17 protein-coding genes and 1 pseudogene are annotated in these 24496 nt (G+C 62.7%); 12 read left to right on the forward strand and 6 right to left on the reverse strand.

Features of this window, described 5'->3' with window-relative positions; translation table 11 throughout:
* Positions 1-261 precede the first annotated feature (261 nt).
* The 7 genes from QEP12_RS11590 to QEP12_RS11620 all read left to right on the forward strand — a co-directional run bounded on the left by QEP12_RS11590 (position 262) and on the right by QEP12_RS11620 (position 11701).
* Positions 262-462, forward strand: a complete 201-nt coding sequence (locus QEP12_RS11590) for a hypothetical protein (RefSeq protein WP_284214355.1) — start codon at positions 262-264, stop codon at positions 460-462.
* A gap of 114 nt (positions 463-576) precedes the next feature.
* Complete coding sequence (rbp, locus tag QEP12_RS11595) at positions 577-921, forward strand: RNA-binding regulator (protein WP_284214356.1); 345 nt, start codon at positions 577-579, stop codon at positions 919-921.
* A gap of 387 nt (positions 922-1308) precedes the next feature.
* Positions 1309-4848: an exodeoxyribonuclease V subunit gamma gene (gene recC / locus QEP12_RS11600; RefSeq protein ID WP_284214357.1), complete on the forward strand. Its 3540-nt coding sequence runs from the start codon at positions 1309-1311 to the stop codon at positions 4846-4848.
* Entirely contained in the window at positions 4845-8546 is a 3702-nt protein-coding gene (gene recB, locus QEP12_RS11605; protein WP_284214358.1) for an exodeoxyribonuclease V subunit beta, read from the forward strand. The genes recC and recB overlap by 4 nt, the downstream gene beginning before the upstream one ends.
* Complete coding sequence (recD, locus tag QEP12_RS11610) at positions 8543-10624, forward strand: exodeoxyribonuclease V subunit alpha (RefSeq protein WP_284214359.1); 2082 nt, start codon at positions 8543-8545, stop codon at positions 10622-10624. Before recB ends, recD begins: the two co-directional genes overlap by 4 nt.
* Positions 10625-10731: 107 nt before the next feature.
* Complete coding sequence (locus tag QEP12_RS11615; protein WP_284214360.1) at positions 10732-11118, forward strand: hypothetical protein; 387 nt, start codon at positions 10732-10734, stop codon at positions 11116-11118.
* Positions 11119-11191: 73 nt separating this feature from the next.
* A complete protein-coding gene (locus QEP12_RS11620; RefSeq protein ID WP_284214361.1) occupies positions 11192-11701 on the forward strand; it encodes a copper chaperone PCu(A)C in 510 nt (169 codons plus the stop codon).
* A gap of 74 nt (positions 11702-11775) precedes the next feature.
* Here QEP12_RS11620 and QEP12_RS11625 read toward each other — a convergent pair whose 3' ends face one another.
* The 3 genes from QEP12_RS11625 to QEP12_RS11635 form a co-directional block, all read right to left on the reverse strand.
* Positions 11776-12933, reverse strand: a complete 1158-nt coding sequence (locus QEP12_RS11625) for a CMD domain-containing protein (RefSeq protein ID WP_284214362.1) — start codon at positions 12931-12933, stop codon at positions 11776-11778.
* Between the two features lie 12 nt (positions 12934-12945).
* Positions 12946-14409 carry a SidA/IucD/PvdA family monooxygenase gene (locus QEP12_RS11630; RefSeq protein WP_284214363.1) on the reverse strand — a complete coding sequence of 488 codons (1464 nt, stop codon included), beginning with the start codon at positions 14407-14409 and terminating at the stop codon, positions 12946-12948.
* Between the two features lie 80 nt (positions 14410-14489).
* Positions 14490-15518 (reverse strand): Bug family tripartite tricarboxylate transporter substrate binding protein, encoded by a 1029-nt coding sequence (locus QEP12_RS11635; protein ID WP_284214364.1) that lies wholly within the window; start codon positions 15516-15518, stop codon positions 14490-14492.
* Positions 15519-15767: 249 nt separating this feature from the next.
* On the opposite strand from QEP12_RS11635, the gene QEP12_RS11640 reads away from it, so the two are divergent.
* From QEP12_RS11640 to QEP12_RS11655, 4 genes and pseudogenes are all read left to right on the forward strand, one after another.
* Complete coding sequence (locus tag QEP12_RS11640; protein WP_284214365.1) at positions 15768-16658, forward strand: PhaM family polyhydroxyalkanoate granule multifunctional regulatory protein; 891 nt, start codon at positions 15768-15770, stop codon at positions 16656-16658.
* Between the two features lie 61 nt (positions 16659-16719).
* The gene (locus QEP12_RS11645) at positions 16720-17988 is read left to right on the forward strand and encodes an FIST N-terminal domain-containing protein (protein WP_284214366.1); all 1269 of its coding nucleotides are present in this window, start codon (positions 16720-16722) and stop codon (positions 17986-17988) included.
* Positions 17985-19316: pseudogene (locus tag QEP12_RS11650) on the forward strand (MFS transporter); the annotation flags it as partial. The gene QEP12_RS11645 and the pseudogene QEP12_RS11650, both read left to right, overlap by 4 nt.
* Positions 19317-19361: 45 nt before the next feature.
* Positions 19362-20444, forward strand: a complete 1083-nt coding sequence (locus QEP12_RS11655; protein ID WP_284214367.1) for a serine endopeptidase — start codon at positions 19362-19364, stop codon at positions 20442-20444.
* A gap of 88 nt (positions 20445-20532) precedes the next feature.
* Here QEP12_RS11655 and QEP12_RS11660 read toward each other — a convergent pair whose 3' ends face one another.
* Both QEP12_RS11660 and tgt read right to left on the reverse strand, forming a co-directional pair.
* Positions 20533-21969 carry a GGDEF domain-containing protein gene (locus QEP12_RS11660; protein ID WP_284214368.1) on the reverse strand — a complete coding sequence of 479 codons (1437 nt, stop codon included), beginning with the start codon at positions 21967-21969 and terminating at the stop codon, positions 20533-20535.
* A gap of 177 nt (positions 21970-22146) precedes the next feature.
* Complete coding sequence (tgt, locus tag QEP12_RS11665) at positions 22147-23319, reverse strand: tRNA guanosine(34) transglycosylase Tgt (protein ID WP_284214370.1); 1173 nt, start codon at positions 23317-23319, stop codon at positions 22147-22149.
* A 113-nt stretch (positions 23320-23432) separates the two neighbouring features.
* On the opposite strand from tgt, the gene QEP12_RS11670 reads away from it, so the two are divergent.
* Positions 23433-23909 (forward strand): universal stress protein, encoded by a 477-nt coding sequence (locus QEP12_RS11670; protein ID WP_284214371.1) that lies wholly within the window; start codon positions 23433-23435, stop codon positions 23907-23909.
* A gap of 14 nt (positions 23910-23923) precedes the next feature.
* Here QEP12_RS11670 and QEP12_RS11675 read toward each other — a convergent pair whose 3' ends face one another.
* Positions 23924-24349 (reverse strand): hypothetical protein, encoded by a 426-nt coding sequence (locus QEP12_RS11675; RefSeq protein WP_219163570.1) that lies wholly within the window; start codon positions 24347-24349, stop codon positions 23924-23926.
* Between the last annotated feature and the right edge of the window lie 147 nt (positions 24350-24496).

The following is a 24496-nucleotide window of genomic DNA, read 5'->3' on the forward strand; positions in this document are numbered from 1 at the left end:
TCTTAAGCATGTCTAAATTTCAAAAAATAATAAATATTGTTGTTTTTATAAATAAGTTGCATAATTCGCGCAGTTGCCTGGAAACGCATCCGTCTTTGGCGGCACTTAGCAAGTAGATCACGTTGATCCTTGCACGAAATATCTTCGCGAGATTTGTCGCACCGTTGGCTGCAGAGCAGCAGCCATCGAGTTATCTCAAGCTCAAGCAGGCAGACCAAGCCTGCGTTCAGATTGATTCAGATTCCACATCTCCCTATTGCAATGGGCAAGTACTTTGTTACGCCCGCATCACGACAGACTAATTGCGGTCGCTTTCAAGCGACTTTCGCAGTGCAGCGAACACAGAAAAACAGCAGCTACTGCCGAGTTTTCCGGTTTGACAAAACCTTTGCATCGACCGAAGCAGCCAAGATTTACGCCGTGACTCAGGGCTGGGTGCACGCGTTGCAATGTCTTGATTAGGCCTCCGGCAGAGACCTTTTCTTCATCCTCCGGTTGCGACGGACTCCCAATCCCCACAGCCATACAACAAACGATGTGCCAATCCTGGCCATCCATTCATAAAAAGGCTTTTCCATGAGCAACAAAATCTACGTTGGTAATCTTCCTTATTCCGTCACGAACGACAGCTTGGAAAGTAACTTTGCCGAATTCGGCACCGTGACTTCCGCCAAGATCATGATGGACCGCGACAGTGGTCGCTCCAAGGGCTTTGGCTTTGTCGAAATGGCATCTGCCGATGCTTCTCAAGCAGCCATTCAAGCGCTCAACGGCATGTCCGTCGACGGTCGCTCCATTGTGGTTAACTTGGCCAAGCCTCGTGAAGAGGGCAGCCGCTCCGGTGGCGGCAGAGAGTTCCGCGCAAGCAACCGCTCTGATGTTGGCTACGGCAACGGTGGCTTCGGCGGCGGTCGCTACTGATCGGCATCTAGCCCCTACAAAAAAAGCGCCTTGTTAGGCGCTTTTTTTGTGCGTGCGATCCATGCGCAATGAGCAGGGCGGCTGCAGCCGCCTTGCAATCCCGCCCCAGGGAAAATCCGGCGCGCCAACACGCAGGTAAACCGCGTGAAGCAGTGTGTGCCAGCGTTTAGGGGATGGATTCCGAAATGTATTCGTGTAAAAAAATGAGCATGTAGCGCTTGTTGAACGATGTTTTCAGATGGGAAAGTATCTGAACTCATCGATTAGTAAGCGCTACATGCTCATTTTTTATTTGTCTGTGGGTGTGCATTACGCTTGCTGGTCTGTGGCTGCCGTGGCAGTCTTGGCAACTTCACGCAAGCAACGACATTCTGAGGGAGAGCCTTCTTGGCAAGCTCAATCGCACCGGGTCTGGTGGCCCTGCATGGCAACTGCACCGAAACCCTGGCTGACACACTGATGGCATGGATGCGCGCGCATCCGCTGGCGCCGCTGGAGCAAGAAATCGTGCTGGTGCAAAGCAATGGCACGGCCGAGTGGCTCAAGATGCGCATGGCCGAGCAACTGGGCGTGTGCGCTGCCGCCAAGGTGGAGTTGCCGGCGCGCTTTATCTGGCGCACCTACCGGCAGATTCTGGGCAAGCAGGCGGTACCCCCAGCGTCGCCCCTGGAAAAAGTGCCGCTGACGTGGCGCCTTATGCGCTTGCTGCCTGCCTGCCTGCACGAGCCCGCCTTTGCCCCGATTGCGAATTACTTGCGTGCCGATGAGCCAGAGCGTTTGTTGCAACTGGCAGAGCGGCTGGCCGACCTGTTCGACCAGTACCAAATCTACCGTGCAGACTGGCTGCAGGCGTGGGAGGCGGGGCATGATGTGCTGCCCCAACTGGGCAAGCCGGAGCAAGCCCTGCCCGCTGGTCAGCAGTGGCAACCCCTGCTGTGGCGCGCGATTGTGCAAGACCTGACGGCGTTGGAAAAAGCCGCAACGCGCACCGCCTTGCAAGCCTTGGTACTGCGCACCTTGCGCGAGGCACCGCCCGCCAGTGTGCAGGTGGCTTCGCGCGTGGTGCTGTTTGGCCTCAGCCATGTGCCGCTGGCCATGCTGGGTTTTTTGGATGCACTGGCACGCCACACCCAAGTGGTGTTGGCCGTGCCCAACCCATGCCGCTACCACTGGGCCGATGCGATTGACGGGCGCGAGTTGCTGCGCATGCAGCGCCGCCGCCAGCCGCTGAAGCACGGACGTGATTTGGCTCTGGTGCCGCTGGAGGCCATGCACGCCCATGCCCACCCGCTGCTGGCTGCCTGGGGCCGCCAAAGCCGCGACTATGTGCGGTTGCTGGATGAGTTCGATCAGACCTTGGATACCGTGCACCCGACGGTCTGGCCCCGTGTGGATGTGTTTGACGATGCGCCTGCCAACCAGGGCACGCTGCTGCAGCAGGTGCAGCGCAGCATGCGCGATTTGCTGCCGCTCCAGGAGCACCCGCGGGCTGCGCAGCCTGAACACCGCATTCCCGCCAGCGATGGCTCCATCGTCTTTCACAGTGCCCACAGCCTGGTGCGTGAGCTGGAGGTGCTGCACGATCAACTGCTCAGTTTGCTTGCGCAGCCCCCCGCGCCAGGGCAAGCACCGCTGCAGCCGCGCGATGTCATCGTCATGCTGCCGGACATTCAAAAAGCCGCGCCCTCGATTCGGGCGGTGTTTGGTCAGTATGGCCGCACCGATGCACGTTTTATCCCGTTTGATATTGCGGACCTGAGCGCCCGCGCCGCCAGCCCCATGCTGGTGGCGCTGCAATGGCTGCTGCGCCTGCCGCAGCAGCGCTGCCGCCTCAGTGAGCTGTGCGATTTGCTGGATGTGCCTGCTGTGGCGGCCCGCTTTGGGCTGGCCGCGCAAGATGTGCCCCAACTCACGCAGTGGATGGCGGGTGCCGGTATTCGCTGGGGCCTGAGTGACGCACAGCGCAGCAGTTTGGGGCTGGCGGCGTGCGGTGACCACAACAGCGCATGGTTTGGCCTGCGCCGCATGCTGCTGGGCTATGCCACAGGTGGCCGCAGCATTACCGCCGACAACGGCATGCAGCAAACCCCAGCGTGGAGGGAGATTGAGCCCTATGACGAAGTCGGCGGACTGGATGCCGAGTTGGCCGGTGTGCTGGCCGCCGTGCTGGAGCGCCTGATGCGCTGGTGGAACGATGCGCTGCAAGATGCGCAGCCCGATGTGTGGGCCCAGCGCCTGCGCCAGCTGGCGCAAGACATGTTTGCGCCGCAAGACGATGTGGAGCAGGCCTTGCTCGACGGGCTGGAACAATCGCTGGCCCGCTGGCAGGAAGCCTGCGACCAAGCTGGCTACGCACAGCCTATTCCACTGGCTGTGGCGCAGGAAGCCTGGTTGCAGGCGCTGGAGCAGCCGTCGCTGGAGCAGCGTTTTCGCGCAGGCGGTGTGACCTTTGCCACCCCCATGCCGATGCGGGCGATTCCGTTTGAAGTGGTGTGCTTGCTGGGCATGAACGATGGCGACTACCCGCGCCGCGCCACACGCAATGACTTTGACCTGATGCAGCAAAGCGGACAGTACCGCCCCGGTGACCGGGCACGGCGTGACCACGACCGCCAATTGATGCTGGAGGCCGTGCTGTCAGCGCGGCGCACGCTCTATATCAGCTGGGCTGGTCACCATGTGCGCGACAACAGTGAACAACCGCCGTCGGTGCTGGTGTCGCAGTTGCGCGAATATCTTGCCGCCGGTTGGCAAGGAGAAAGCGATTTGCTGCAAGAGCGCACCTGGAGCCATCCGCTGCAGCCCTTCAGCCGCCGCTACTTTGAGGCAGATTCCAAGGTGCACACCTATGCCCGCGAGTGGCGTGCCGCGCATGCGCAGATGCAGATGCAGGTGCAGCCCGGTGGTGCGGTGGCCGCTGTACCCGAGGTGCCACCGTTTGTGCCCGATGCCCAAGTCCCGCTGACGGTGGCGCAGCTCACGCAGTTTGTGCGCAACCCTGCCAAGGCTTTTTTCCGCCAGCGATTGAGCGTCTACTTTGAAGAAGACGACAGCGCGGTGCCCGATGACGAGGTCTTTCAGCTCGAAGGCCTGCAAGCCTACGGGCTGGTGCAGACCTTGCAGCAGCAGTTTGTGGCCGATTGGGAGGCCCGTGCAGGCCAGAGCGCCGATGGCGATGTGGCCGTGCAACTGCTGCAACAACGCATTCACAGCCTGCAGCGCGCAGGCCAGCTGCCTTTGGCCGGTCTGGGCCAGCGTGAGGCGCAGCAGTTGCAGGACAGCGTGCTACCCGGCCTGCAGGCGTGGCAACGTGTGCGCGCCGCGTACCCCCAAGCCGCGCCGCGCCAGCGCCTGCAGTTTGTGCACGGCGGCGCAGTGCTGGAAGACTGGCTGGATCCACTGTGGCTGCCCGCCAGCCCTGTGCCGGGGGTGCTGCCGCTGTGGCTGCTGCTGGATCCGCGTGATGTGCGGGACAGCAAAGGGCAGGTACGCCGCGATCGACTGCTGCCGGTGTATATCCGCAGCGTGGTTGCTGCAGCCTGTGGTGTAGAGGTGCAGGGCACCGTGATTGGGCGCGATGCCAGCTTGCACGTGCAGGCCATGCCGCAAGCACTGGCGCAGCAGGCGCTGCAAGACTTGCTGGCCTTGTGGCAGCAAGGCATGAACCAGCCGCTGCCGCTGCCCTACAAAACGGGCTTGGCCTTGGCAGCCCCCATGGGCGATATGCAAGCCGCTGCCAGTGCCTATGAAGGAGGTTTTAAACACCATGGTGAGTGTGAAGATATGAGCTGGCAGCGCTTGTTTGCGGACTTCGCTGCGCTGACCGAGGACGGTCAGCTGCCCGGTTTGGCACAGACGGTGTATGTGCCCCTGCATGCATGGTGCGACAGCTGCGTGCAAGTGGTGTGCGAAGGGCAAGTCGTATGAGCACGCGCCACCGCTTGGATGCTGCCACGTTCCCCCTGCATGGCAGCCGTTTGATTGAAGCCAGCGCAGGCACCGGCAAGACCTGGACGATTGCGGCCCTGTACCTGCGTCTGGTGCTGGGGCACGGGGGGGAGCAAGGCTTTAGCCGACCGCTGATGCCCGCTGAGATTTTGGTGATGACCTTCACGCGTGCTGCCACGCGGGAGTTGTCAGACCGTATTCGTGCAAGGCTGGTAGACGCCGTGGCTTGCTTTCGGGGGCAGCAGCCCGTGGCCGCCCATGATGCACTGTTACAGACGCTGCTGGCAGCCTACCCCGAAGGGGCGCAACGCGAGCAAGCCGCATGGCGCCTGGCCATGGCGGCGGAGAGCATGGACGATGCCGCCATCTTCACCATTGATGCCTGGTGCCAGCGCATGCTGCGTGAGCATGCATTTGACAGTGGCAATCTGTTTGAAGAAACGCTGGAAAGCGATGAAAGTCAGCGCCTGCTGGATGCTGTACACGACTACTGGCGCCAGCAGTGCTACCCCTTGAACGGTGCGCAACTGGAGGTGGTGCTGGGCGTGTGGAAAAACGTCGATGCCTTGTTGGCGGACATGCAGCGACTGGGGCAAGACAGGGTGCTCTCAGCGCATGGCGCCGGCAGTTTGGCCGAATGTGTAGAACGCGCGCAGCATGACTATGACGCGGCTGTGCAAGCCCTGGCCCAAGGCTGGGAGGCCAAGGCCCAGCGGTTGCAGCATTGGCTGGACGCGCAGCTGGATGGCGCAGCGTATTTGTGGGACAAGCGCAAGCTGCAACCAGCGCGCTACACAGGCTGGCTGCGCGACGTTGCAGCGTGGGCGCAAGACCCGCAGCACACGCCTCTGAAGTTGAGTGATGCCGCCGTGCACCGCCTCAGCCCTAAAGGCATGGCCGAGGCTTGCAAGGGCTCGACCATGGATGTGCTGTTGCCTGAGGAGTTTGCGCAACTGCAGCAGTTGCTGGTGCAACTGCAGAATGTGCAGCAGCCTGCGATTGCGCTGCGCCTGCACGCGGCTGCGCAGGTGCAAGCCCGCCTGCAATGGCTCAAACGCCAAGCGGGCACCTTTGGCTTTGCCGACATGCTGCAGCGCCTGGATACGGCGCTGGGCAGTGACAACGGTGCCAATTTGCGCAGCGGCATCCTGGCGCAATACCCGGTGGCGCTGATTGATGAATTCCAAGACACCTCGCCGCTGCAATACCGGCTGTTTGACCGCGTTTACCGCACGGCCGACAACGACCCGGCCAGTGCCCTGCTGCTGATTGGTGACCCCAAGCAATCCATCTACGGTTTTCGGGGCGCAGACATTTACAGCTACCTGCGCGCCCGCGAAGCTACCGAAGGCCGTCACTATGTGCTGGATGTGAACTACCGCTCCACGCAGGGCGTGGTGCAGGCAGTGAACGAATGGTTTGTGCAGGCTGAGCAGCGCGCGGGCGAGGGTGCCTTCATGTTCCGCGCGTGGGAAGACGGCAAGGTGCGCAACCCCTTGCCGTTTGACCCGGTGCGTGCGCATGGGCGCAAGGAAGTGCTGCAAAGCCATGGTGAGGCATTGCCCGCCTTGCAGATGTGGTGGTACGACGCACAGGGGGACAACGACAGCCGTGCGCCGGTCAGCAGCGATGCGCTGCGCCAGCACATGGCCGCAGCCTGTGCCGAGCAGATCGTGCAGTGGCTCAGCGATGCCCACGTAGGTTTTGCGCAGACAGGGCAGCCTTTGCAGTGGCTGCGCCCGCGCGATATGGCGGTGCTGGTGCGCACGGGCAAGGAAGCGACGGCGGTGCGCCAGCAATTGCAGCGCCGGGGCGTGGCCTCCGTGTACTTGTCGGACCAAGATTCGGTGTTTGCCAGCGCTGAGGCGCAAGACCTGCAGCTGTGGCTGCGCGCCGTGGCAGCGCCCTTGGAGGTGCGTGGTGTGCGCGCCGGACTGGCCACGCGCATGATGGGTCTGAGCTTGGACGAGCTGACATGGCTGGCCAGCAATGATGAAGCCTTTGACGGTTACAGCGAGCAACTGCGCAAGCTGCACGGTGTGTGGCAGCGCCAGGGCGTGCTGGCCATGCTGCGCCAGACGCTGCATGCCATGCAATTGCCTGCGCGCTGGCTGGCAGAGGTCGGTGGTGAGCGCCGCTTGACCAACTTTTTGCACCTGGCGGAATTGCTGCAAAACGCGGCCGCAACGCTGGAGGGCGAGCAGGCGCTGATCCGCTGGCTGGCCACGCAGATCGAAACACCGGGCAAAGGCGTGGACGAGCAGGTGGTGCGGCTGGAAAGCGATGCGGACCTGGTGAAAATTGTGACCGTGCACAAAAGCAAGGGACTGGAATATCCGGTCGTGTTTTTGCCATTCGCGTCGGACTTTCGGGCCTACGGCGATGACTTGGTGCGCGTGCCGCAAAGCGATGGCAGCCGCCGCCTGGAGTTGAGCCCCAGCGATGCAGAACTGGCCCAGGCGGATACCGAGCGTTTGCGTGAAGACTTGCGCCTGCTGTATGTGGCGCTGACCCGCCCGCGCCATCTGCTGTGGATGGGCTTGGGGGCGCTGCGCAAAGGCAATAGCAAGCAGTGCGTCAACCATGAAAGCGCCAGCGGCTATTTGCTCAATGGGGGCGAGGCAGCAACCGCACAACAGTGGTGGCAAGCGCTGGAAGTGCTGGCCCAATCGTGCCCCGACATGCAACTGCAGCGGCTGCCGCAGGAGATCTCGCGCAGCCTGTGGCGCTCGCAAGAATCAGAGCAGCCACTGCAGGCCGTATCTGCGTATACGGCAGATTTTGATCGCAACTGGGGCATAGCCAGCTTCTCTGCGCTGGTGCGTGGAGCCACAGGCAAAGCACAGATCGTGCTGCCCGTGGCTGCCATGCGGCCTGCCGATGATGAACGCATGGCGGGTGAGGTGCTGGCCAGCAAGCCCAGTTTGCACAAGGCCGCCGCCGATGCACCCGTGTGGCACCGCTTCAAGCGCGGGGAACTGGTCGGTAATTTCATCCATGACCAGCTTGAGTGGCTGGAGGGCGAAGACTTTGCCCTGCCTGCCGATGGGCAAGGCCCGCTGGCCCAGCGCTTGCTGCGCCGCTGTGAGCGTGCAGGCCGCAGTGATGAGGCGCAAGACGTGGTCAGCTGGCTGGCCGCCGTGGTGCATCACCGCGTGCCCCTCTTGGAGTGCAGCTTGGCGCAGCTGGCGTTGCGCCTGCCGGAAATGGAGTTTTGGCTGCCCTTGGCACAGTTGCCTGCCGACCGCGTTGATGCCTTGTGCCGCGAACATATCTTGCCAGGGCAAGACCGCCCGGCCTTGCCCGCGCAGCGCAGCCTGCACGGTATGTTGATGGGCTTTGCGGACTTGGTGTTTGCGCACCAGGGGCGCTATTGGGTGCTGGATTACAAAACCAACCACTTGGGGGTGGAGGCCGCAGCGTATACCGATGCCGCGCTGGCGCAGGCCATGCTGCAGCACCGCTATGACGTGCAGGCTGCGCTGTACATGCTGGCCCTGCACCGGCTGCTGCAAAGCCGCCTGGGGCAAGGCTATGAACCTGCGCAGCATTTGGGTGGTGCGGTGTACTACTTTTTGCGCGGGCTGGATGGCCCTGCGCAGGCCGTGCACCATGTGCCCCCTGTGCTGGCGCTGTTGCAGGCCCTGGAAGCTTTGTTGGAAGAGGTGAGCGCATGAGTCGCAAACGCACACGCGATACCACCACGTTGGATATGTTTGCCGAAGCTGTGGCGCATCAACCGTTGACACCAGCGCTGACCTTGGACGTGCTGCGCGACTGGGCCGATGCGGGCATGCTGCGCCGCTTGGATGTGGCACTGGCTGCCTGGGTGCTGGAGCAAGATGCACAGGCAACGCCTTGTACCCTGGTGGCAGTCACTGTGCTGGCGCAGATGGAGGGGCGGGGCCACAGTTGCTTGCCACTGGCGCAACTGGTGAACGCCCCCAACGCCGTGCTGGGCTGGGAGGCGCAAGAGCAGCCTGCGCTGCAGGCACTGTGGGCGCAACTGCCCCTGCACTGCCACGACTGGCTGGTGGCGCTGCAAGCCAGCCCCTTGGTGCGGGTGATGAGCAGGCATGCCGACCACGGTCAGCCCCTGGTACTGGCCGCCAGCGACAGTGCGCAGCCCCTGCTGTATTTGCGCCGCTACTGGGACCATGAACGTACCGTAGCCAGCCACATCCTGCAGCGCAGCCAGGCACGCCCTGTGGCGCTGGATGCAACGGCTGCGCGCAAGTGGCTGGATGCGTTCTTTCCCCCTTCGGGCGCCGAAGACTGCAATTGGCAGAAAGTGGCTTGCGCGCTGGCGCTGCGGGGGCATTTCTCGGTCATCACCGGCGGCCCTGGTACCGGCAAAACCTATACCGCCGCGCGCTTGCTGGCGCTGCTGTTTGCCACGGCGCCGAATGCCGCCCAGCTGCGGGTGGCGCTGGCTGCGCCTACGGGCAAAGCGGCTGCGCGCCTGAAGCAATCGATTGAATCGGCCTTGCACGGCTTGCAAGCCAGTGTGGGCGATGCGCTGGACTTGCCCGGGCTGGTGCAGCGCGTGGGCGCCGCGCGCACCCTGCATGCCTTGCTGGGCGCGCGGCCCGATACGCGCCACTGGGGCTACCACGCAGGCCGCCCGCTGGATGTGGATGTGCTGATCGTGGACGAAGCGTCCATGGTGCACCTGGAAATGATGTCAGCCCTGCTCGAAGCCTTGCCGCCCACCGCGCGGCTGATTTTGCTGGGAGACAAAGACCAGCTGGCCTCGGTGGAAGCCGGTGCGGTGCTGGGCGATCTGTGCCGTGATGCAGCAGCTGGCCGCTATGGTGCTGACACCGTGGATTTTGTCGAGCGTGTGGCGGGTGAACGCATTCCCGCGGATTTCCATGCGCCAGCGGCGGCACCTGCCTTGGCGCAGCACACCGCCATGCTGCGTGCCAGCCGCCGTTTTGCGGGGCCGATTGCGGCCTTGGCCACGGCCGTCAATGCCGGTGATGCCGCTGCCAGCGTGCAGGTGCTGCAGGCAGAAATGGCTGCGCAGGGGGATGCCGCGCGCATTGCCATGCGGGAAGACGGCCGGCTGCCTTTTGTGCATGCACTGGCCTGGCTTGGCCGGGGTGATGCGCCCGGTTACAGCGCCTACGCACAGGCTTTGCAGCGCTGGGCACAGGTGCAGCCAAGGAGCGACCTTGCCGCTGCCCACCCCCTGTGGGTGCGCGAGGTGTTGCAGGCCTTTGACCGCTTTCGCCTGCTGTGCGCCGTGCGCGAAGGTGCGTGGGGCGTGGCAGGCCTGAACCAGGCGGTGGTGGCTACACTGCGCGCACAAGGCGTGATTGCCGCTGAGGGTGAGTGGTATGCCGGGCGGCCGGTGATGGTGCAGCGCAATGACGCAGCGCTGGGCTTGTTCAACGGTGACATTGGCATGGCTCTGCCCAGTGCAGCGCCGGGGCATGGGCTGCGTGTGTACTTCTTGCAGGGTGAGGAGCTGCGCTCCGTCAGCGTGGCGCGGCTGGCCCATGTGGAAACGGCGTTTGCCATGACGGTGCACAAAAGCCAGGGCTCAGAGTTTGAGCACACGGCGCTGGTGCTGTCTGCGCAAGCGGGTGGTGTGCTGGGGCGTGAGCTGGTGTACACCGGCATCACACGCGCACGCCAGCACTTCACGCTGATGGCAGAGCGCCCCGGCCTGCTGGCGGCGGCCATTGCCAGCCCCACCCGCCGCTCCAGCGGATTGTTGCGCTTTCTGGAAGGGGAATTCAATTCCTGAAATGAGAGCTTGTAGCGCTTGCTGCATAAGCGTTAGAGCCTTGTTTTGCATAAATTCATGGGGCGCTACTTGCTGCGGCCAGGGGTGGCGTGCCTAGAATGCGCACCATGTTGTCTCAGCCTGCATCGCCCCCAGCACGCCGCGCCATCACTGCGGTGTTGGTGCTGTGGCTGTGCGTGCTGGCTGCGGGCGTCTGGGCCCCTGTGGCGCGGGCGCAGTTGGCCGCCCAAGGGGTGGAGCGTCTGTGCTCTGGAGAGATGGCGCCGCAGTGGGCGCCCAGCCCGGCAACCCATGCGGGCCACGGTGAAGCCTTGGGCACGGCGCTGCACCACCAGATTGACTGCCCTTTGTGCATGCCCGTGCTGGCGCCACCTACCAGCGCACAGACCAGTTGCGTGCACAGCCTGCCCGCGCAAGCCCCGGTTGCGCGGGCGCAGATGCGGCTTTCGCGTCTTGCCTTTCACTGGCCGCCGCCGCGTGGCCCGCCGCTGTAAACATCCTGCTTTTCTTGCCCCTTCTCACCGCCAAGCGCGGTGGAGCTTGTGTATTTTGTGAAAGAAATTTGAGATGTTGAAAGCTAGCAACTGGATCTTGGGCGCGCTGATGGGCGCCACTGTCATCACTTCTGCCTGGGCGCACCCCGAGGCCGCGCACGTCGAGGCGCACAACGTCTGGGCGCGCGCGAGCGTACCAGGCCAGCAGGCCAGCGGCGCCTTTATGCAACTGACCGCGCGCGAGCCGTTGCGTTTGGTGGGGGTGGAGACGCCTGCTGCTGCGTCGGGTGAGATCCATGAAATGAAAATGGAAGGCGATGTGATGCGCATGCGCCAGATTGAGGGACTGGACTTGCCCCAAGGCCAGATGGTGGAACTCAAGCCCGGTGGTTATCACCTGATGTTCCAGCAGCTCAAAGCGCCTTTGCAAGACGGCAGTGAAGTGCCTGTCACGCTGGTGTTTACCGATGCCAAGGGCGAGACTTCGCGCTTGCACCTGCAAGTGCCGGTCAAGCGCCTGGCACCCAAACCCGCACATGGCGCTGCAGCGGCACCCGGCCACGGCGCAGCGCACAACCACTAAGGGTGTGAAACCCTGAAAAAAAAAACAAGCCCTGCACTGCAGGGCTTGTTTTTTGCGGGGCACAGCGTGCGGCCTCAGGTGGTGGCTTGGGGCCAGATTTCCACACCCAGGTTGAGCATCAGCCGGTTGGCCCAGCCAAACAGCGCTGCGGAATGCAGCATGTCCAGCACTTCCAAATCGCTCAATCCTGCGTCGCGCAGCGCTTGGATATGGCCTGCACCCAGCTGGGCCGGGGTGCGCGTGAGCACCAAGCTGGCTTGGATGATGGCGCGCTCGCGGGCGTTGGTGCCTGCGGTGTCGGGGTCATCGAACAGCTGGGCCATCACGTCATTGCGCTTGGCCAGTTGTTCAAAACGCTGGGCGTGTACCGAGGCGCAGTACACGCAGCGGTTGCTGCGCGAAACAGCGGTGGCAGCCACCTCACGTTCCGCCCGCGACAACCCGCCGGGCGCATACATGATGGCGTTGAAGGCTTGCGAGCGCTCCAGCAAGACCTCGGGTTGGCGGCCCAGCAGCAGGTAAAAGTCCATGGTCTTAGCCTTGGGGTGGCTGACTTCCAGTACTTTTTGTTGCGCGGGTGTGGCTGTGGCGGGGTCGAGCACGGGCAGCCATGCTTTCCAGTCCAGCGTTTCGCTGGTAAAGCCATTGCGGCGCAAAGGCTCGCCAGGGGCGGGCAAGTTGGCGGGGTGCACAAACGGGGCTGCTTCTGTGGTTGCCTCCATGTGCTGTGCCACACCGCCCAAGGCCACCATGGCCTGCACACCTGCCAGCAAACGTGCCTGGTAGGCCACAAAGCCAATCAGTTGTGCCAGCAGCACGGTGCCATCCACCGACAGGCCTGCCGCAGGAATTGCCAGCAAGGTGGCTTGATCGCTGTGGGCGGGGTTGAGCGCCAGGGTGCGCACAAAGTGCAGCATGGCATCCAGACGGGCGTTGCCCGTGGTGCTGCCGGCGGTCTCCAGAATGCGGCGCAAGGCAGGCGATACCGCATCACCCAGCGCGATGGCGCGGGCACGGTACTCTGCTTCCAGTGCGGGAATGCCGCTGACACGGGCTTGCTCGGCCGCGAAGACCAGACGCTCGGCTTGGGACAGGTCTCCTGCCAGGGAGTCGCCCAGCAACAGGTCTTCACAAGCCTGGGTGGCGAGGGCCACCTTGCTGCGTTCGTGGCGGGTGGCAAACAGGGGGGTGTCGGCGCGCAGCCCCGCCAGGCGGTCAATGGTGTCGGTCATGGAGAACTCTTTTCAAGATTGCAGTTGGCGGATACGGGCGCTGCTGTCGGCAGGCTGCCATTCATGGCCTTCCAGTTCGGGCTCTGCATAGCGTTGCAGTTGGGCAAAGTGCTGCGCAATATCGGCTTGGTAGAACAGCGCGGCCAGCCCTTGGGCCAGCTTGCGTGCACCATCGCTGATGGCGGGGATATCGCCCGATACCGTGCCGTGCGAGAGGGCCGCAGGGTAGCAAAAGCAGTGGATGTGCTGCAGGCCGGGCAGGTCGCCCTGAAATTCGAACAACGGGCCCAGATCGGGAGATGCGGACAGCTCGGCATCTTCTTGCCCGGCTGCGGGCGTGAAGCGTTGGCCCCACAGGCGCACATGGGGTGCAATGTCGGCAAATTCGGGGCGCAGGCGCCAGTCAATCGCAAAGCCGGTGGAGACAATCAAAAAGTCCAGCACGAACACCCCAAGCGTGGTGTGGACATGCAGCTTGTCTTGCACCGCCTCCACACGTTGTACAGCGCAGCCCAAGTTAAAGTGGGCATTGGCGTGGCGCGACACCCGCAGGGTGCTGCCTTGCGGCGGTGGCACTTGCTGGGCATTGATGTAGTGGCGGATGCGCCATTTCCATTCGTCGGGCAGCAGGTACTGTCCGTGCGTCAGCCCGGGGGTGCCTGAGCCTTTGGATTTGTTGATGCGCGGCAAATCGGTGCGGCGCACCAGCAGGTCGACGCTGGCGGCACCGTTTTCCAGCGCAGTAGCAGCGCTGTCCATGGCGGAAGCGCCTGCGCCCACCACGCCGACATGCAGGCCCGCGAGCTGGGCGTAATCCATGGCATCTGAAGAGTGCGCCCAGAACTGAGGAGGCACGCCGTGCAAAAATGCGGGAAGCTGCGCGCCACCCAGTCCGTCGCGGCCCGTGGCCACCACCAGGCGGCGGGTATACCAGGTGGTGGTGCTGCCGTGGGCCTGCACATCCACTTCAACGATACCGCTGGCTTGCGGGCGCACGGCCAGCACGGCATGGTTGTTGCGCACATCGGCGCCGGTGACGCGGCGGTACCAGCGCAGATAGTCCATCCATTGCAGGCGCGGTATTTTGTCCAATGCCGCCCATGCGGCGTTGCCAAACTGGGCGATAAACCATGCGCGAAAGCTCAGCGACGGAATGCCCATGGCTGGGCCCGTCAGCTCTTTGGGGGAGCGCAAGGTTTCCATGCGCGCGGTGGTGGCCCAAGGCCCTTCAAAGTCCTGGGGGGCACGGTCCAGCAGTACAGGGCGGATGCCCACCTGCCCCAAGGCCACATGCAGTGCCAGGCCGGCTTGCCCTGCCCCGATGATGAGCACATCGTGCACTGCCTGACCCAGGTGCGAGGTGGCGGGAATCCACGCCTTGGCAGGCCAGCCGAGGGTGAGGAAATCATCTTGCAAGCGTTCTTCCAAGGCCTGCAAGCCTGGTGCTTGTGGGGTTTGAGGGGCAGTCGTGGACATAAACAAAACTTCAAAAAACCAAAAGCGCCTACCAGCAAAGGACTAGCAGGCGCCGCAACCGGGGGAGCCAGAGTGCCAGATCAATCGATCTTGATCTGCGCATCCTTCACCACTTGTGCCCACTTTTTGCGATCGGTGTGCACGGTTTGCTTGAACTGCTCGGGCGATTCGATGCGCAGCGTATTGCCCTGTGACACAAACCGCTCTCGCACTTCAGGCAGTTGCTGGGCTTCGTGGATGGCTTGGCTCAGCTTCTGGATGATGGGTGCGGGTGTGCCCTTGGGGGCAAAAATGCCAAACCAGATGGAGCTGTTAAAGCCTGCAGTGCCGGGAATGCCACTGGATGCAATGGTGGGCACTTCTTTGACAGCATCCACCGGGGTGGAAGTGGTGACGCCCAGCAAGCGTACCTTGTCAGCCTTGTAGTGCGGCAGCACGCTTTGCACCTGGTTCATGATGCAGCAAGTCTCGCCGCGCACGACCGAACCAATCGCCTCGGGGCCACCTTTATAGGGCACATGCACCATCTCCAAACCCAATCGGGCATTGAGTTCTGCAAATGCCATGTGTGTGCCCGCACCATTGCCGGTGGAGGCGTAGTTGTACTTGCCCGGATGGGCTTTGACCTCGGCCACAAACTCTTGCAGGTTCTTCACGTCAATCACCTTGGGATTGATGGTCAGCACGTTGGCCACGTCGATGATCGGCGCCACGGGGACAAAGTCGGCCTCCACATCAAAAGGCAGGTTTTTGTACAGGGCCGCATTGCTGCCGTGGGTGGCGGCCGTGCCGAAGTAGAAGGTGTAGCCGTCAGGTTTGGCACGGGCAACGTATTCGCTGCCGATGTTGCCAGCTGCACCGGGCTTGTAATCAATGATGACAGGCTGACCCAGGCGCTTGGACAGGGGCTCCTGCACCTGGCGCCCCACCATGTCCACCCCAGAGCCTGCGTTAAAGCCCATGATCAGGCTGATGGGCTGTTGAGGCCATGCCTTGGCATCGGCGGCTGTGGCGCTGCTCAAAGGCAGTGCGCAGAAACTGGCCACGGCCGCCATTGCGACCGCAGTGGACAACGAAACGCCAGGCAAAGAACGGGGCAGCAAACGCATGGTGTGGGTACTCAAAAAGCCTTGAATTTCTTTATTGTGGTTTAAAAATAATTACGGACTTTTATATGCTTATGTCGAATAAAGAAGTGGCGTTGTGGGCAGTCAGTCCGGGAGTGCCGCGCAGAGGCACGCCAGTGTGCGTTGCAAATGACAAGCGCTTTGTCATGCGGTGCATTAAGCTGCGTCTTACGTCGCCCGAGCTTTGCGTGGCTTGGGTTTTTTAGGGGTTTTGACTGCACAGGGGTGGGTATGACTGATTCATCAGCTTTTGGCTTTGGTAAATTCATTCCGGGGTTCGACTTTCTGCAAAACCTGGGTAAGTCCGGGGCGACGCCTTCGGGCTTGCCGCCGTTTTCGCACTGGGTGGCTCCCACGGTCAGCGTGGAAGAAATTGACAAGCGCATTGAGGAGCTGAAAGCGGTGCACTTTTGGCTGGAGCAAAACAGCAAGGCTTTGGCGGCTACCGTGCAGGCGCTGGAAGTGCAAAAGATGACGCTGTCCACGCTCAAGGGCATGAACGTGAACCTCTCCGAAATGGCCAAGGCATTTCCGTTTGCGGCGGCAGCCACGGCGCCCGCCAAGAATCCGCTGACTGACTGGCCGATGTCTGCCGCAGCGCAGCCTGCAGAACCAGTGGCGCAGCCCTCCCAACCTCAGCCTCAGCAAGCGCCAGAAACACCCAAGGCACAGGCTGCATCGTCCAGCGCGGAAACGGCAGAAAGCCCCAGCGATGCTGCACAAACCGCCAATATGGCAACGGCGATGCAGTGGTGGGGCGCTTTGACCCAGCAGTTTCAGCATATTGCGCAACAGGCCATGCAAGACCCTGCCCAGCAGCAAGCTATGCTCAAGGCCACGCAGATGTCCACAGACTTTGCGAAAACGGCGGTAAAAACCGCCAGCGACTTGGTGCGCCAAGCCGTAGCGCAGGCCAAGCCGCAAAAATCTGCGGCAGCCCCGGCCAGCAAAGCGGCTGCCACTGCCCGTCAAAGCGCGCCAGCGCAGAAAAAACCTGCGGCATCCCCACCAGCGGCGGCCAAAAAAGTGGCATCTGCTGCCAAGAAAGCGCCCGCAGCCGCCGCCAAGACGCAGCGCGTAGCCGCGAAGAAACCCACGGTGCGCAAACCCCGCACCGCTTGAGTTCCCGAACGCAGGTGCTGCGCCAACGCATGTGCAAGCTGGGACAAGGAGCTGCTGCTTGATGCCATTTTTCCCCTGTGCCCACGCTGGCCATGCGGTGTGGCAACAAGCCGTCCAGCAGGTCGTGGTGCAACTGCATGCGCAGATCAGCATGCAAAAGCTGCAGGCGCAATGCCCGCTCGGGGTGATTTATGTGTCTGCGTGCTATGCCAGCCACGCGCGTGAAATTGTGGCCATGCTGTCGCAGGCTTTGCCGCAGGTGCAGGACTGGGTGGGCTGCGTGGCTCATACGGTGCTGGCCGGTGACATGGATTACGGGCAGACTGGCGCAGTGGCGGTCATGTTGCCTCGGTTGCAAACGCATGAGTACCAAGTGTTTTCCGGGGTGACGCCCTGGCATGCCAGGCAGTTGGTGCCGCATACGGTCTTGGTGCATGGCGACGCCACCGCCGCCCTGCACACTGCGAATATGCAACTGCTGCGAGAACAGCTGGGCGATGCCTGTCTGACCGGTGGGGTGTGTGATCTGCAGGGCCACCACGCGCAGTGGGCATGGAGCGCTGGTGAAGCACAGCATATGCCGCGGAGCATTGGCGGCGGCGGTGTCCAAGTGGGCGGTTTTTCCGGGGTGGCTTTTGCTGCCGGCGTGGAGTGTATCGCCGTGGGCATGCAGGGCTGCAAGCCCATAGGGGCCAGCCACACCATCACCAGCGTGGATGGTGATGTGGTGCTGGAACTGGATGGTCAACCAGCGTTGGAAGTGTTTTTCAGCAATGTGGATTGGGGCGATGTGTTTGCGCAGCGCAACCCGGATGCAGATGCGATTTGGCGCAAGGTGCAGCAGACGATGATTGCCATGGCTGCGCCCGGAGACTATGTACAGGGCGCATGCATTGCTGCCCAGGCCCGTGTGATGCGCGTGGCAGGCATTGATCTGCTGCGCCAAGGGGTGGTGGTGCAGGGCACGCCCCAGCTTGGCGAGACCATGACGCCTTGCCAGGCCGATGAGCAGGCTATGCGCACGGATATGCGCCGCGCATGTGCGCAGCTGTGGGAGCTGCTCACGGCTGCGGCGTTGCAGCCAGCAGCGTCAGACGCGACGGCTCCGATGGGGCGCAGCATCTGCGGTGCCGTTTACATTCGTAACCAACGCCGCCATGCCCCAGCGCGACTGCCTCAGGTGGATGCCGAGTTGCAGCTGATTCGCCATGCACTGGGCCCCATTCCTTTGCTGGGTTTTACGTCCAGCTATGAAATTGATGCAGGCCAGTTGCAAGATATGAGTGCGCAATTGCTCGTTTTTACCCAGCCGCTACAGGCTTTGATATGAGTGACTCCAGCCCGCAGTTTGCCTTGCTGCGTCAACAACGATTTGGCCCATTTTTTTGGACCCAGTTTCTGGGGGCCGCAAACGACAACCTGTTCAAGTTCGCCCTGACGGTATTGGTGACCTACCAGTTGCAGGTGGCATGGTTGCCAGCGCCGGTGGCGGGCTTGGTGATTGGCGCGCTGTTCATTACGCCCTTTGTGCTGCTGTCTGCAACGGCTGGGCAACTGGCAGATCGCATGGACAAAACGGTGCTGATGCGCCGGGTCAAAGATTGCGAAATCGCCATCATGGCTGTGGCTTTGCTGGGTTTGGTCATGCAGTGGCCTGCGTTGCTGCTGCTGTGTCTGGTGGGCATGGGGGTGCATTCCACCTTTTTTGGGCCGGCGAAGTTTGCATACCTGCCGCAAGTGCTCAAACCTTCGGAGCTGACGGGTGGCAACGGCATGGTGGAGATGGGTACGTTTGTCGCGATCTTGCTGGGTAATGTGGCGGGAGGCTTGCTGATTGCCACACCCCAAGTCGGGCGCATCCATATGGGTGTGGTGTGCCTGTTGCTGGCCTTGCTGGGGCGCTGGACGGCCCATGCGATTCCGGCCCAGGGCCACCCCCCGATGCGCCATCAGATGAACTGGAATCCCTGGAGTGAAACCATGGCCAATTTGCGGCTGGCACGTACCGATGGCATGGTGTTTCGGGGGCTGCTGGGTATTAGCTGGATGTGGTTTTTTGGCGCGGTGTTTTTGGCGGAATTTCCAGTGTTGGCCAAGGATGTGTTGCATGGCAATGAGCAAGTGGCCGCCTTGCTGCTGGTGGTGTTTTCTTTGGGGGTGGGGGCCGGTGCGCTGTTGTGCGAATCGCTCTCGCGTGGACGTGTAGAGCCGGGATTGGTGCCCTTGGGGGCCGTGGGCATGACGGTGTTTGCCGTGGATTTGTGGTGGACGCTGGAGAGCCTGCCGCCCGCTGCACAGCTCTTGGGCCTGGGTGATTTCCTGCATGCACCGGGGCGCTGGCATGTGTTGCTGGACTTGTGGGGCCTGTCGCTGTCTGCGGGGGTGTACAGCGTGCCCTTGTATGCCCTGATTCAGCAGCGCAGCCCGGTCACGCACCGGGCGCGCATTATTGCGGCCAACAATATTTTGAATGCCTTGTTCATGGTGTTTTCGGCGCTGCTGGCGGGCGCCTTGCTGGCGGCGGGGCTGAATGTGCCGCAGCTGTTTTTGAGCATGGGCGTTGCCAATGCCTTGTGGCTGGCGTTGATGTGCTGGCGTGATCCGCAGTATCTGCGTCGCAGTAAAAACTGGTTACTACGGATGGTGGGCCGTATCCGCACGCCCTCCGCATAATGCGCGCACAGCAGCAAAGGGAGGTTTTTCATGGCTAAGTCAGCGCGTTGGTCGGAAACATGGTTTCGCCGCGGTCTGTGGCTGGTGGCGGTAGTGTTTGCCAGCTTTTTGATCGGATTGGGCTCATCGGTGGTGGACGATCTGCCGCGCGTGGAGCAGCGGCTGGAAACCGATGATTTTTTGGATCTGGCCCAGGTGCAGCCTTTGCGTGCCCAGCAACAGCGCTTGCAAACCGCACAGCGCCAGGCCATTGAGGCGCGCGATCAGGCGCAGCTGCAATGGCAGCAAGCGCGCAGCGACACGCAGGTGGCGCGGGACAGCTTCAACAGCTGGATTGCCACCCGTTCTGCCACGCAGCGCAGCGAGCAAGACCCCGAGGTGATGCAGCGCAACCAGGCGCTGGAGCAGTTGCGCCAGGCTGAGCGCACAGCCCAGCAGGCGCTGCAGGACCAGGAGCAGGCGCTGCTCAATGCGCGCCAGCAGGCGGCGCGGGTCAGCCAGCAACTGGCCGAAATGGAAGATGCGGCACGGCAAAAGCTGCACCAGGCGGAACGTGCGCAAGAGCTGCGGGTGTTTTTGTATCGCCTGGCAATCACGCTGCCCTTGCTGGTGCTGGCAGGCTGGCTGTTTGTGAAGAAGCGCAAGAGCACCTGGTGGCCTTTTGTCTGGGGCTTTATCTTCTTTGCGCTGTTCGCATTTTTTGTCGAGCTGGTGCCCTACCTGCCCAGCTATGGCGGCTATGTGCGCTCGCTGGTCGGGATTGTGCTGACGGTACTGGTGGGGCGCTGGGCCATTGGGGCGCTGCAACGCTATCTGGAGCGCCAGCGCCAGGCAGAATCCTTGCCCGCCAATCAGCGGCGCACCCAGCTGACCTACGACAAGGCCTGGACGTACCTGAGCAAAGGCGTGTGCCCCGGGTGCGAGCGTGCGGTGGATTTGAAAGACGGCGTGACGGACTATTGCCCGCACTGCGGCATTGGCCTGTTTGAAAAATGCCCTGCCTGCCAGGCACGCACCAGCAGTTTTGCCAAGTTCTGCTACCGCTGTGGCGCTGCGGCCCCCGCACCTGTTGCGCTGGAACCGGAAGCACCTCCGGCATCTGCAGACCGATAAAACAGGAGCTGTGGGCGCTCGTATTTCCTGGGTTTCCAATGCTTTTCTGTCGAAAACCATTGTTTAACAAGCGCCGCTAGCTATGGTTTTAAATGGATGACGGGGCTAGCTCCGGCCCGTACTGGCGCACCTGGTTGCGGCCGCTGCGCTTGGCCAGGTACAGCGCAGCGTCGGCCTTGGACAGCAACTGCTCAATGCTGTCCTGCTTGCCGATGGACATCACAGCGTGCAGGCCGATGCTCAGCGTGACTTGGAAGGGGGCGCCGTCCTCCAGCGGGAAGCGGTAATCGCGCAGGCGCTCACAGATGCGCTGGCCCACGGCCAGGGCCTGTTCGCGCTGCGTGCGCGGCAGCAGGATGGCGAATTCCTCGCCGCCCAAGCGGCCCAGCAGGTCGTCGGGGCGCAGTGCCTCGCTGGCCAGCTGGGCAAAGGTCTGCAGCACCACATCGCCCTGGGCATGGCCGTAGTGGTCGTTGACCTGCTTGAAATGGTCAAGGTCCAGCATCAGCACGGCGACGGACTGGCCTTCTTCCTCCAGGCGCGAGAGCAGCTTCTGGCCACGCTCCAGCAGTGCACTGCGGGCCAGCACTCCGGTCAGCGAGTCATGGTGCACCGCGTGGTGCAGCTTCTGCAGGGCCTGCATGCGCAGCGTGTAGGCACAGGCCACCGCCAGGGGCGCCAGCGACAGCATGGCCAGCCCGGTGCGGTAGGACAGCACATCGTCCAGGTGCTCCGGGACAAAGTCGAAGGAGCTGACGGCCAGCAGCCCGGTTTTCCACAGGCAGACCAGCAAGCTCAGCACGGTGATCGGGAAGACGCCGTAGCTCATGGCACACCAGACCATGGCGGGCATGCTGAAGGCCATGGCGCCGTGGCCCCCGATCAGCTGGCTGAAGGCCTCGCTGAGAATCAGGGCCAGCAGGGGCAGCGCGTCGTTCCAGGAGTGCTGCTGCTTGGGCAACTGCCAGGTCCAGGGCCAGCCGCTGGGGGCGGCCAGGAACACCGGCAGGATCAGCACGTAGTTGTAGAACTCTGCCGACAGCCACAGCAGCGCTGACTGCCACAACGGCAGGTGGAAAGCGATGGCGCTGGGCCAGGCCCCCGCCAGCGTGCAGACCACGGATGCCAGCAGGCAAGCCAGAAAGACGGTCATCACCGAGCGCTGGTGCTTAAACCCCAGCACCTGGTTGCGCACGCGCGCCAGGAACAGCCAGCCGGCCAGCACCCCAATCAGGTTCGCCAGGTTCAGCGTGAGAGCCGTGAACAGGGTGGAGCCGGTCAGCAGGTCGGCGGTGACGTAGGCCAGCAGGGCATACAGCCAACTGCCCGGGCGGCGTGCCAGCTCGGGGTGGCGCAGCAGCAGGCCCAGCAAGATGGCATTGGCCGGCCAGAAGGCCGCCATGAACCCCAGTGGGCGGCTGTAGATGCCCAGCAGGCAGGCCACCAGGATGCTGGCGGACAGCGCAGCCTGCCCGTGCCAGACGGACGGGGGCTGGACAGAAGGGGGTGAGACATCCAGGGGCACGGTGGGCGCAGGGACTGCAGGAGTAGGGACGCTCTCATTCTCAGCGTTTCATACGGCGCCCAAGTAGGACACCGGATCGGCCTGCTGCCGTTCGTCGACCTGTGCAGGGTGCGCACCCCGCCAGAGGAATGTAAAAAGCCTCCCGCAGGAGGCTGGGGAGGGCAGCGCGCTGTGCGCTCAGACGCCGCGTGCGCGGTCAGCCTTGAACTGGGCGCGGAACTGGGCGAACGTGCCGGCGTCCAGCGCGTTGCGCACCTCCTGCATCAGGTTCAGGTAGTAGTGCAGGTTGTGGATGGTGGTCAGCATGGGGCCCAGCATCTCGCCGCAGCGGTCCAGGTGGTGCAGGTAGGCACGGCTGAAGCCGTCACGGCCGCCGTTGTCCCAGCTCACGCCGCTGGCACCGGCGCAGGCGTGGCAGGTGCAGGTGGTGTCCAGCGGCTGGTGATCGCTCTTGTGGCGGGCGTTGCGCAGCTTCAGGTCGCCATACCGGGTGAACACCGTGCCGTTGCGCGCATTGCGCGTGGGCATGACGCAATCGAACATGTCCACGCCGTCGGCCACGCCCTGCACCAGGTCCTCGGGCGTGCCCACGCCCATCAGGTAGCGGGGCTTGTTGGCGGGCAGCAGGTGGGGCGTGTGCGCCATGATTTCCAGCATCTCGTCCTTGGGCTCGCCCACGGAGACACCGCCCACGGCGTAGCCGGGAAAGTCCATCTCCACCAGCGCCTGCAGGGACTCTTCACGCAGCTTGGTGAACATGCCGCCTTGCACAATGCCAAACAGCGCGTTGGGGTTGCCCAGGCGCTCGAACTCATCCTTGGAGCGCTGGGCCCAGCGGCGGCTCATCTCCATGGACTTGCGCGCTTCGGCTTCCGTGGTCTTGTGGCCGTTGGTCTCGTAGGGGGTGCACTCGTCCAGTTGCATCACGATGTCGGAGTTCAGCACCGTCTGGATCTGCATGCTCACTTCAGGTGACATGAACAGCTTGTCGCCGTTCACGGGGCTTTGGAAGTGCACGCCTTCTTCGGTGATCTTGCGCATCGCGCCCAGGCTCCACACTTGGAAACCGCCGGAGTCCGTCAGGATGGGCTTGTTCCACTTCTCAAAGCCATGCAGCCCGCCGAACGTCTTCATGATGTCCAGGCCGGGGCGCATCCACAGGTGGAAGGTGTTGCCCAGAATGATCTGTGCGCCCATCTCTTCCAGGCTGCGGGGCATCACGCCCTTGACGGTGCCATAGGTGCCCACGGGCATGAAGATGGGGGTCTGGACCTTGCCGTGGTTCAGGGTCAAGGTGCCACGGCGCGCGTGGCTGGTGGGGTCGGTGGTGAGAAGTTCGAACTGCAGCATGATGGCGCGCATTGTCCCAGAAGGCGGGTTGTGCTGCCGCAGATGTCAGCGTGCCGGGGTGGTCTATAGTGGAATCCAACCCACTGGGTTCACAAACACACAAGGAGAACATCATGTACACCAACATCATGATTGCCGTCGATGGCTCAAACGAATCGCTGGAAGCTGTACGCCAGGCCTTGTCGCTGGTGGCGCGCGGGCTGCGGGCAGAAATTGCTTTGGTCAATGTGCAAGAGCCGGCCTCATTGCTGGAGCTGGCTACCCAGGATTCGGATGCCATTGCGGCCGCTGCGGTGGAGGCGGGCGAACACCTGATGGCTGCTGGCGCTGCCTTGCTGGATGCCGCAGGTGTGGGCTACTCCATGGAGGTGGTGCTGGGCGAGCCCAGCACCGTGCTGGTGGACATGGCCGAGCAGCTCAACGCGGATCTGGTGATGCTGGGCGCGCGCGGGATGGGAGCGATTGAGAGCGTGTTGGTCGGGTCGGTGTCCAAGGCCGTGATTCACCGCTGCACGCGTCCGGTGCTGATTGTGCGAGAGCCAGAACAGCCCGATGCCGATGTGTCAGAGGAAGACGACGAGGCCGCGTAAGACGCAGCCAGGGCTTAGGCAGCTTGGCGCTGCCAGCCCTTTTGGCTGTTGTAGCTGCCGTAGCCCGTATGTGATGCGGGGCGCGCTTGAAGTTTGCCGTGGGGCAGCTTGGACAAACGCTGCAGCAGGCGGCGGCAGTAGCCTTTGATCCACAGGCATTTGTTGATTTCTTCCACCGGGAAGGGGCCGCTGATGACGATGATGTCTTCCGCCTCTTGCCACAGGCCCTTGGCGCGCAGGCGGCGGCGGGTGGTGGTGGCCCATGACTGGATGCGCGATGGTGTGCCGTGCTGGTGCACTTCGCCTGTGTAATTGTCAAAGGCAATGGCCAGCAAATCTGTTTTGAGCTTGAAGCGGCGCTCGCCTGTGACTGCGCTGGGTGTGTCGCGCATGTCGTACAGGTAATAGCTGCCTGCTTTGAGCTGGTATTGCAAATTCATGGTCATTCTTGGAGCCGCATTGTCCGCGACCTCGGTGGCATCCAAACACATGAAATGGTGGGCCTGAGCCTGCCAGTTCTTGAGAGCGCTTGGAGCGTTTGTCAGCGCCCCAACGTGGGAGTGATTCTGAGCGAAGAACACTGCTGC

This window comes from Comamonas jiangduensis (assembly GCF_030162955.1).
GTDB lineage: Bacteria > Pseudomonadota > Gammaproteobacteria > Burkholderiales > Burkholderiaceae_C > Comamonas > Comamonas jiangduensis.

Coding starts and splice junctions, on each gene's coding strand:
- QEP12_RS11590 (WP_284214355.1), top strand. CDS start 262: ATGGGCAAGTACTTTGTTACGCCCGCATCACGACAGACTAATTGCGGT.
- rbp (WP_284214356.1), top strand. CDS start 577: ATGAGCAACAAAATCTACGTTGGTAATCTTCCTTATTCCGTCACGAAC.
- recB (WP_284214358.1), top strand. CDS start 4,845: ATGAGCACGCGCCACCGCTTGGATGCTGCCACGTTCCCCCTGCATGGC.
- recD (WP_284214359.1), top strand. CDS start 8,543: ATGAGTCGCAAACGCACACGCGATACCACCACGTTGGATATGTTTGCC.
- QEP12_RS11615 (WP_284214360.1), top strand. CDS start 10,732: ATGTTGTCTCAGCCTGCATCGCCCCCAGCACGCCGCGCCATCACTGCG.
- QEP12_RS11620 (WP_284214361.1), top strand. CDS start 11,192: ATGTTGAAAGCTAGCAACTGGATCTTGGGCGCGCTGATGGGCGCCACT.
- QEP12_RS11625 (WP_284214362.1), bottom strand. CDS start 12,933: ATGACCGACACCATTGACCGCCTGGCGGGGCTGCGCGCCGACACCCCC.
- QEP12_RS11630 (WP_284214363.1), bottom strand. CDS start 14,409: ATGTCCACGACTGCCCCTCAAACCCCACAAGCACCAGGCTTGCAGGCC.
- QEP12_RS11635 (WP_284214364.1), bottom strand. CDS start 15,518: ATGCGTTTGCTGCCCCGTTCTTTGCCTGGCGTTTCGTTGTCCACTGCG.
- QEP12_RS11640 (WP_284214365.1), top strand. CDS start 15,768: ATGACTGATTCATCAGCTTTTGGCTTTGGTAAATTCATTCCGGGGTTC.
- QEP12_RS11645 (WP_284214366.1), top strand. CDS start 16,720: ATGCCATTTTTCCCCTGTGCCCACGCTGGCCATGCGGTGTGGCAACAA.
- QEP12_RS11655 (WP_284214367.1), top strand. CDS start 19,362: ATGGCTAAGTCAGCGCGTTGGTCGGAAACATGGTTTCGCCGCGGTCTG.
- tgt (WP_284214370.1), bottom strand. CDS start 23,319: ATGCTGCAGTTCGAACTTCTCACCACCGACCCCACCAGCCACGCGCGC.
- QEP12_RS11670 (WP_284214371.1), top strand. CDS start 23,433: ATGTACACCAACATCATGATTGCCGTCGATGGCTCAAACGAATCGCTG.
- QEP12_RS11675 (WP_219163570.1), bottom strand. CDS start 24,349: ATGAATTTGCAATACCAGCTCAAAGCAGGCAGCTATTACCTGTACGAC.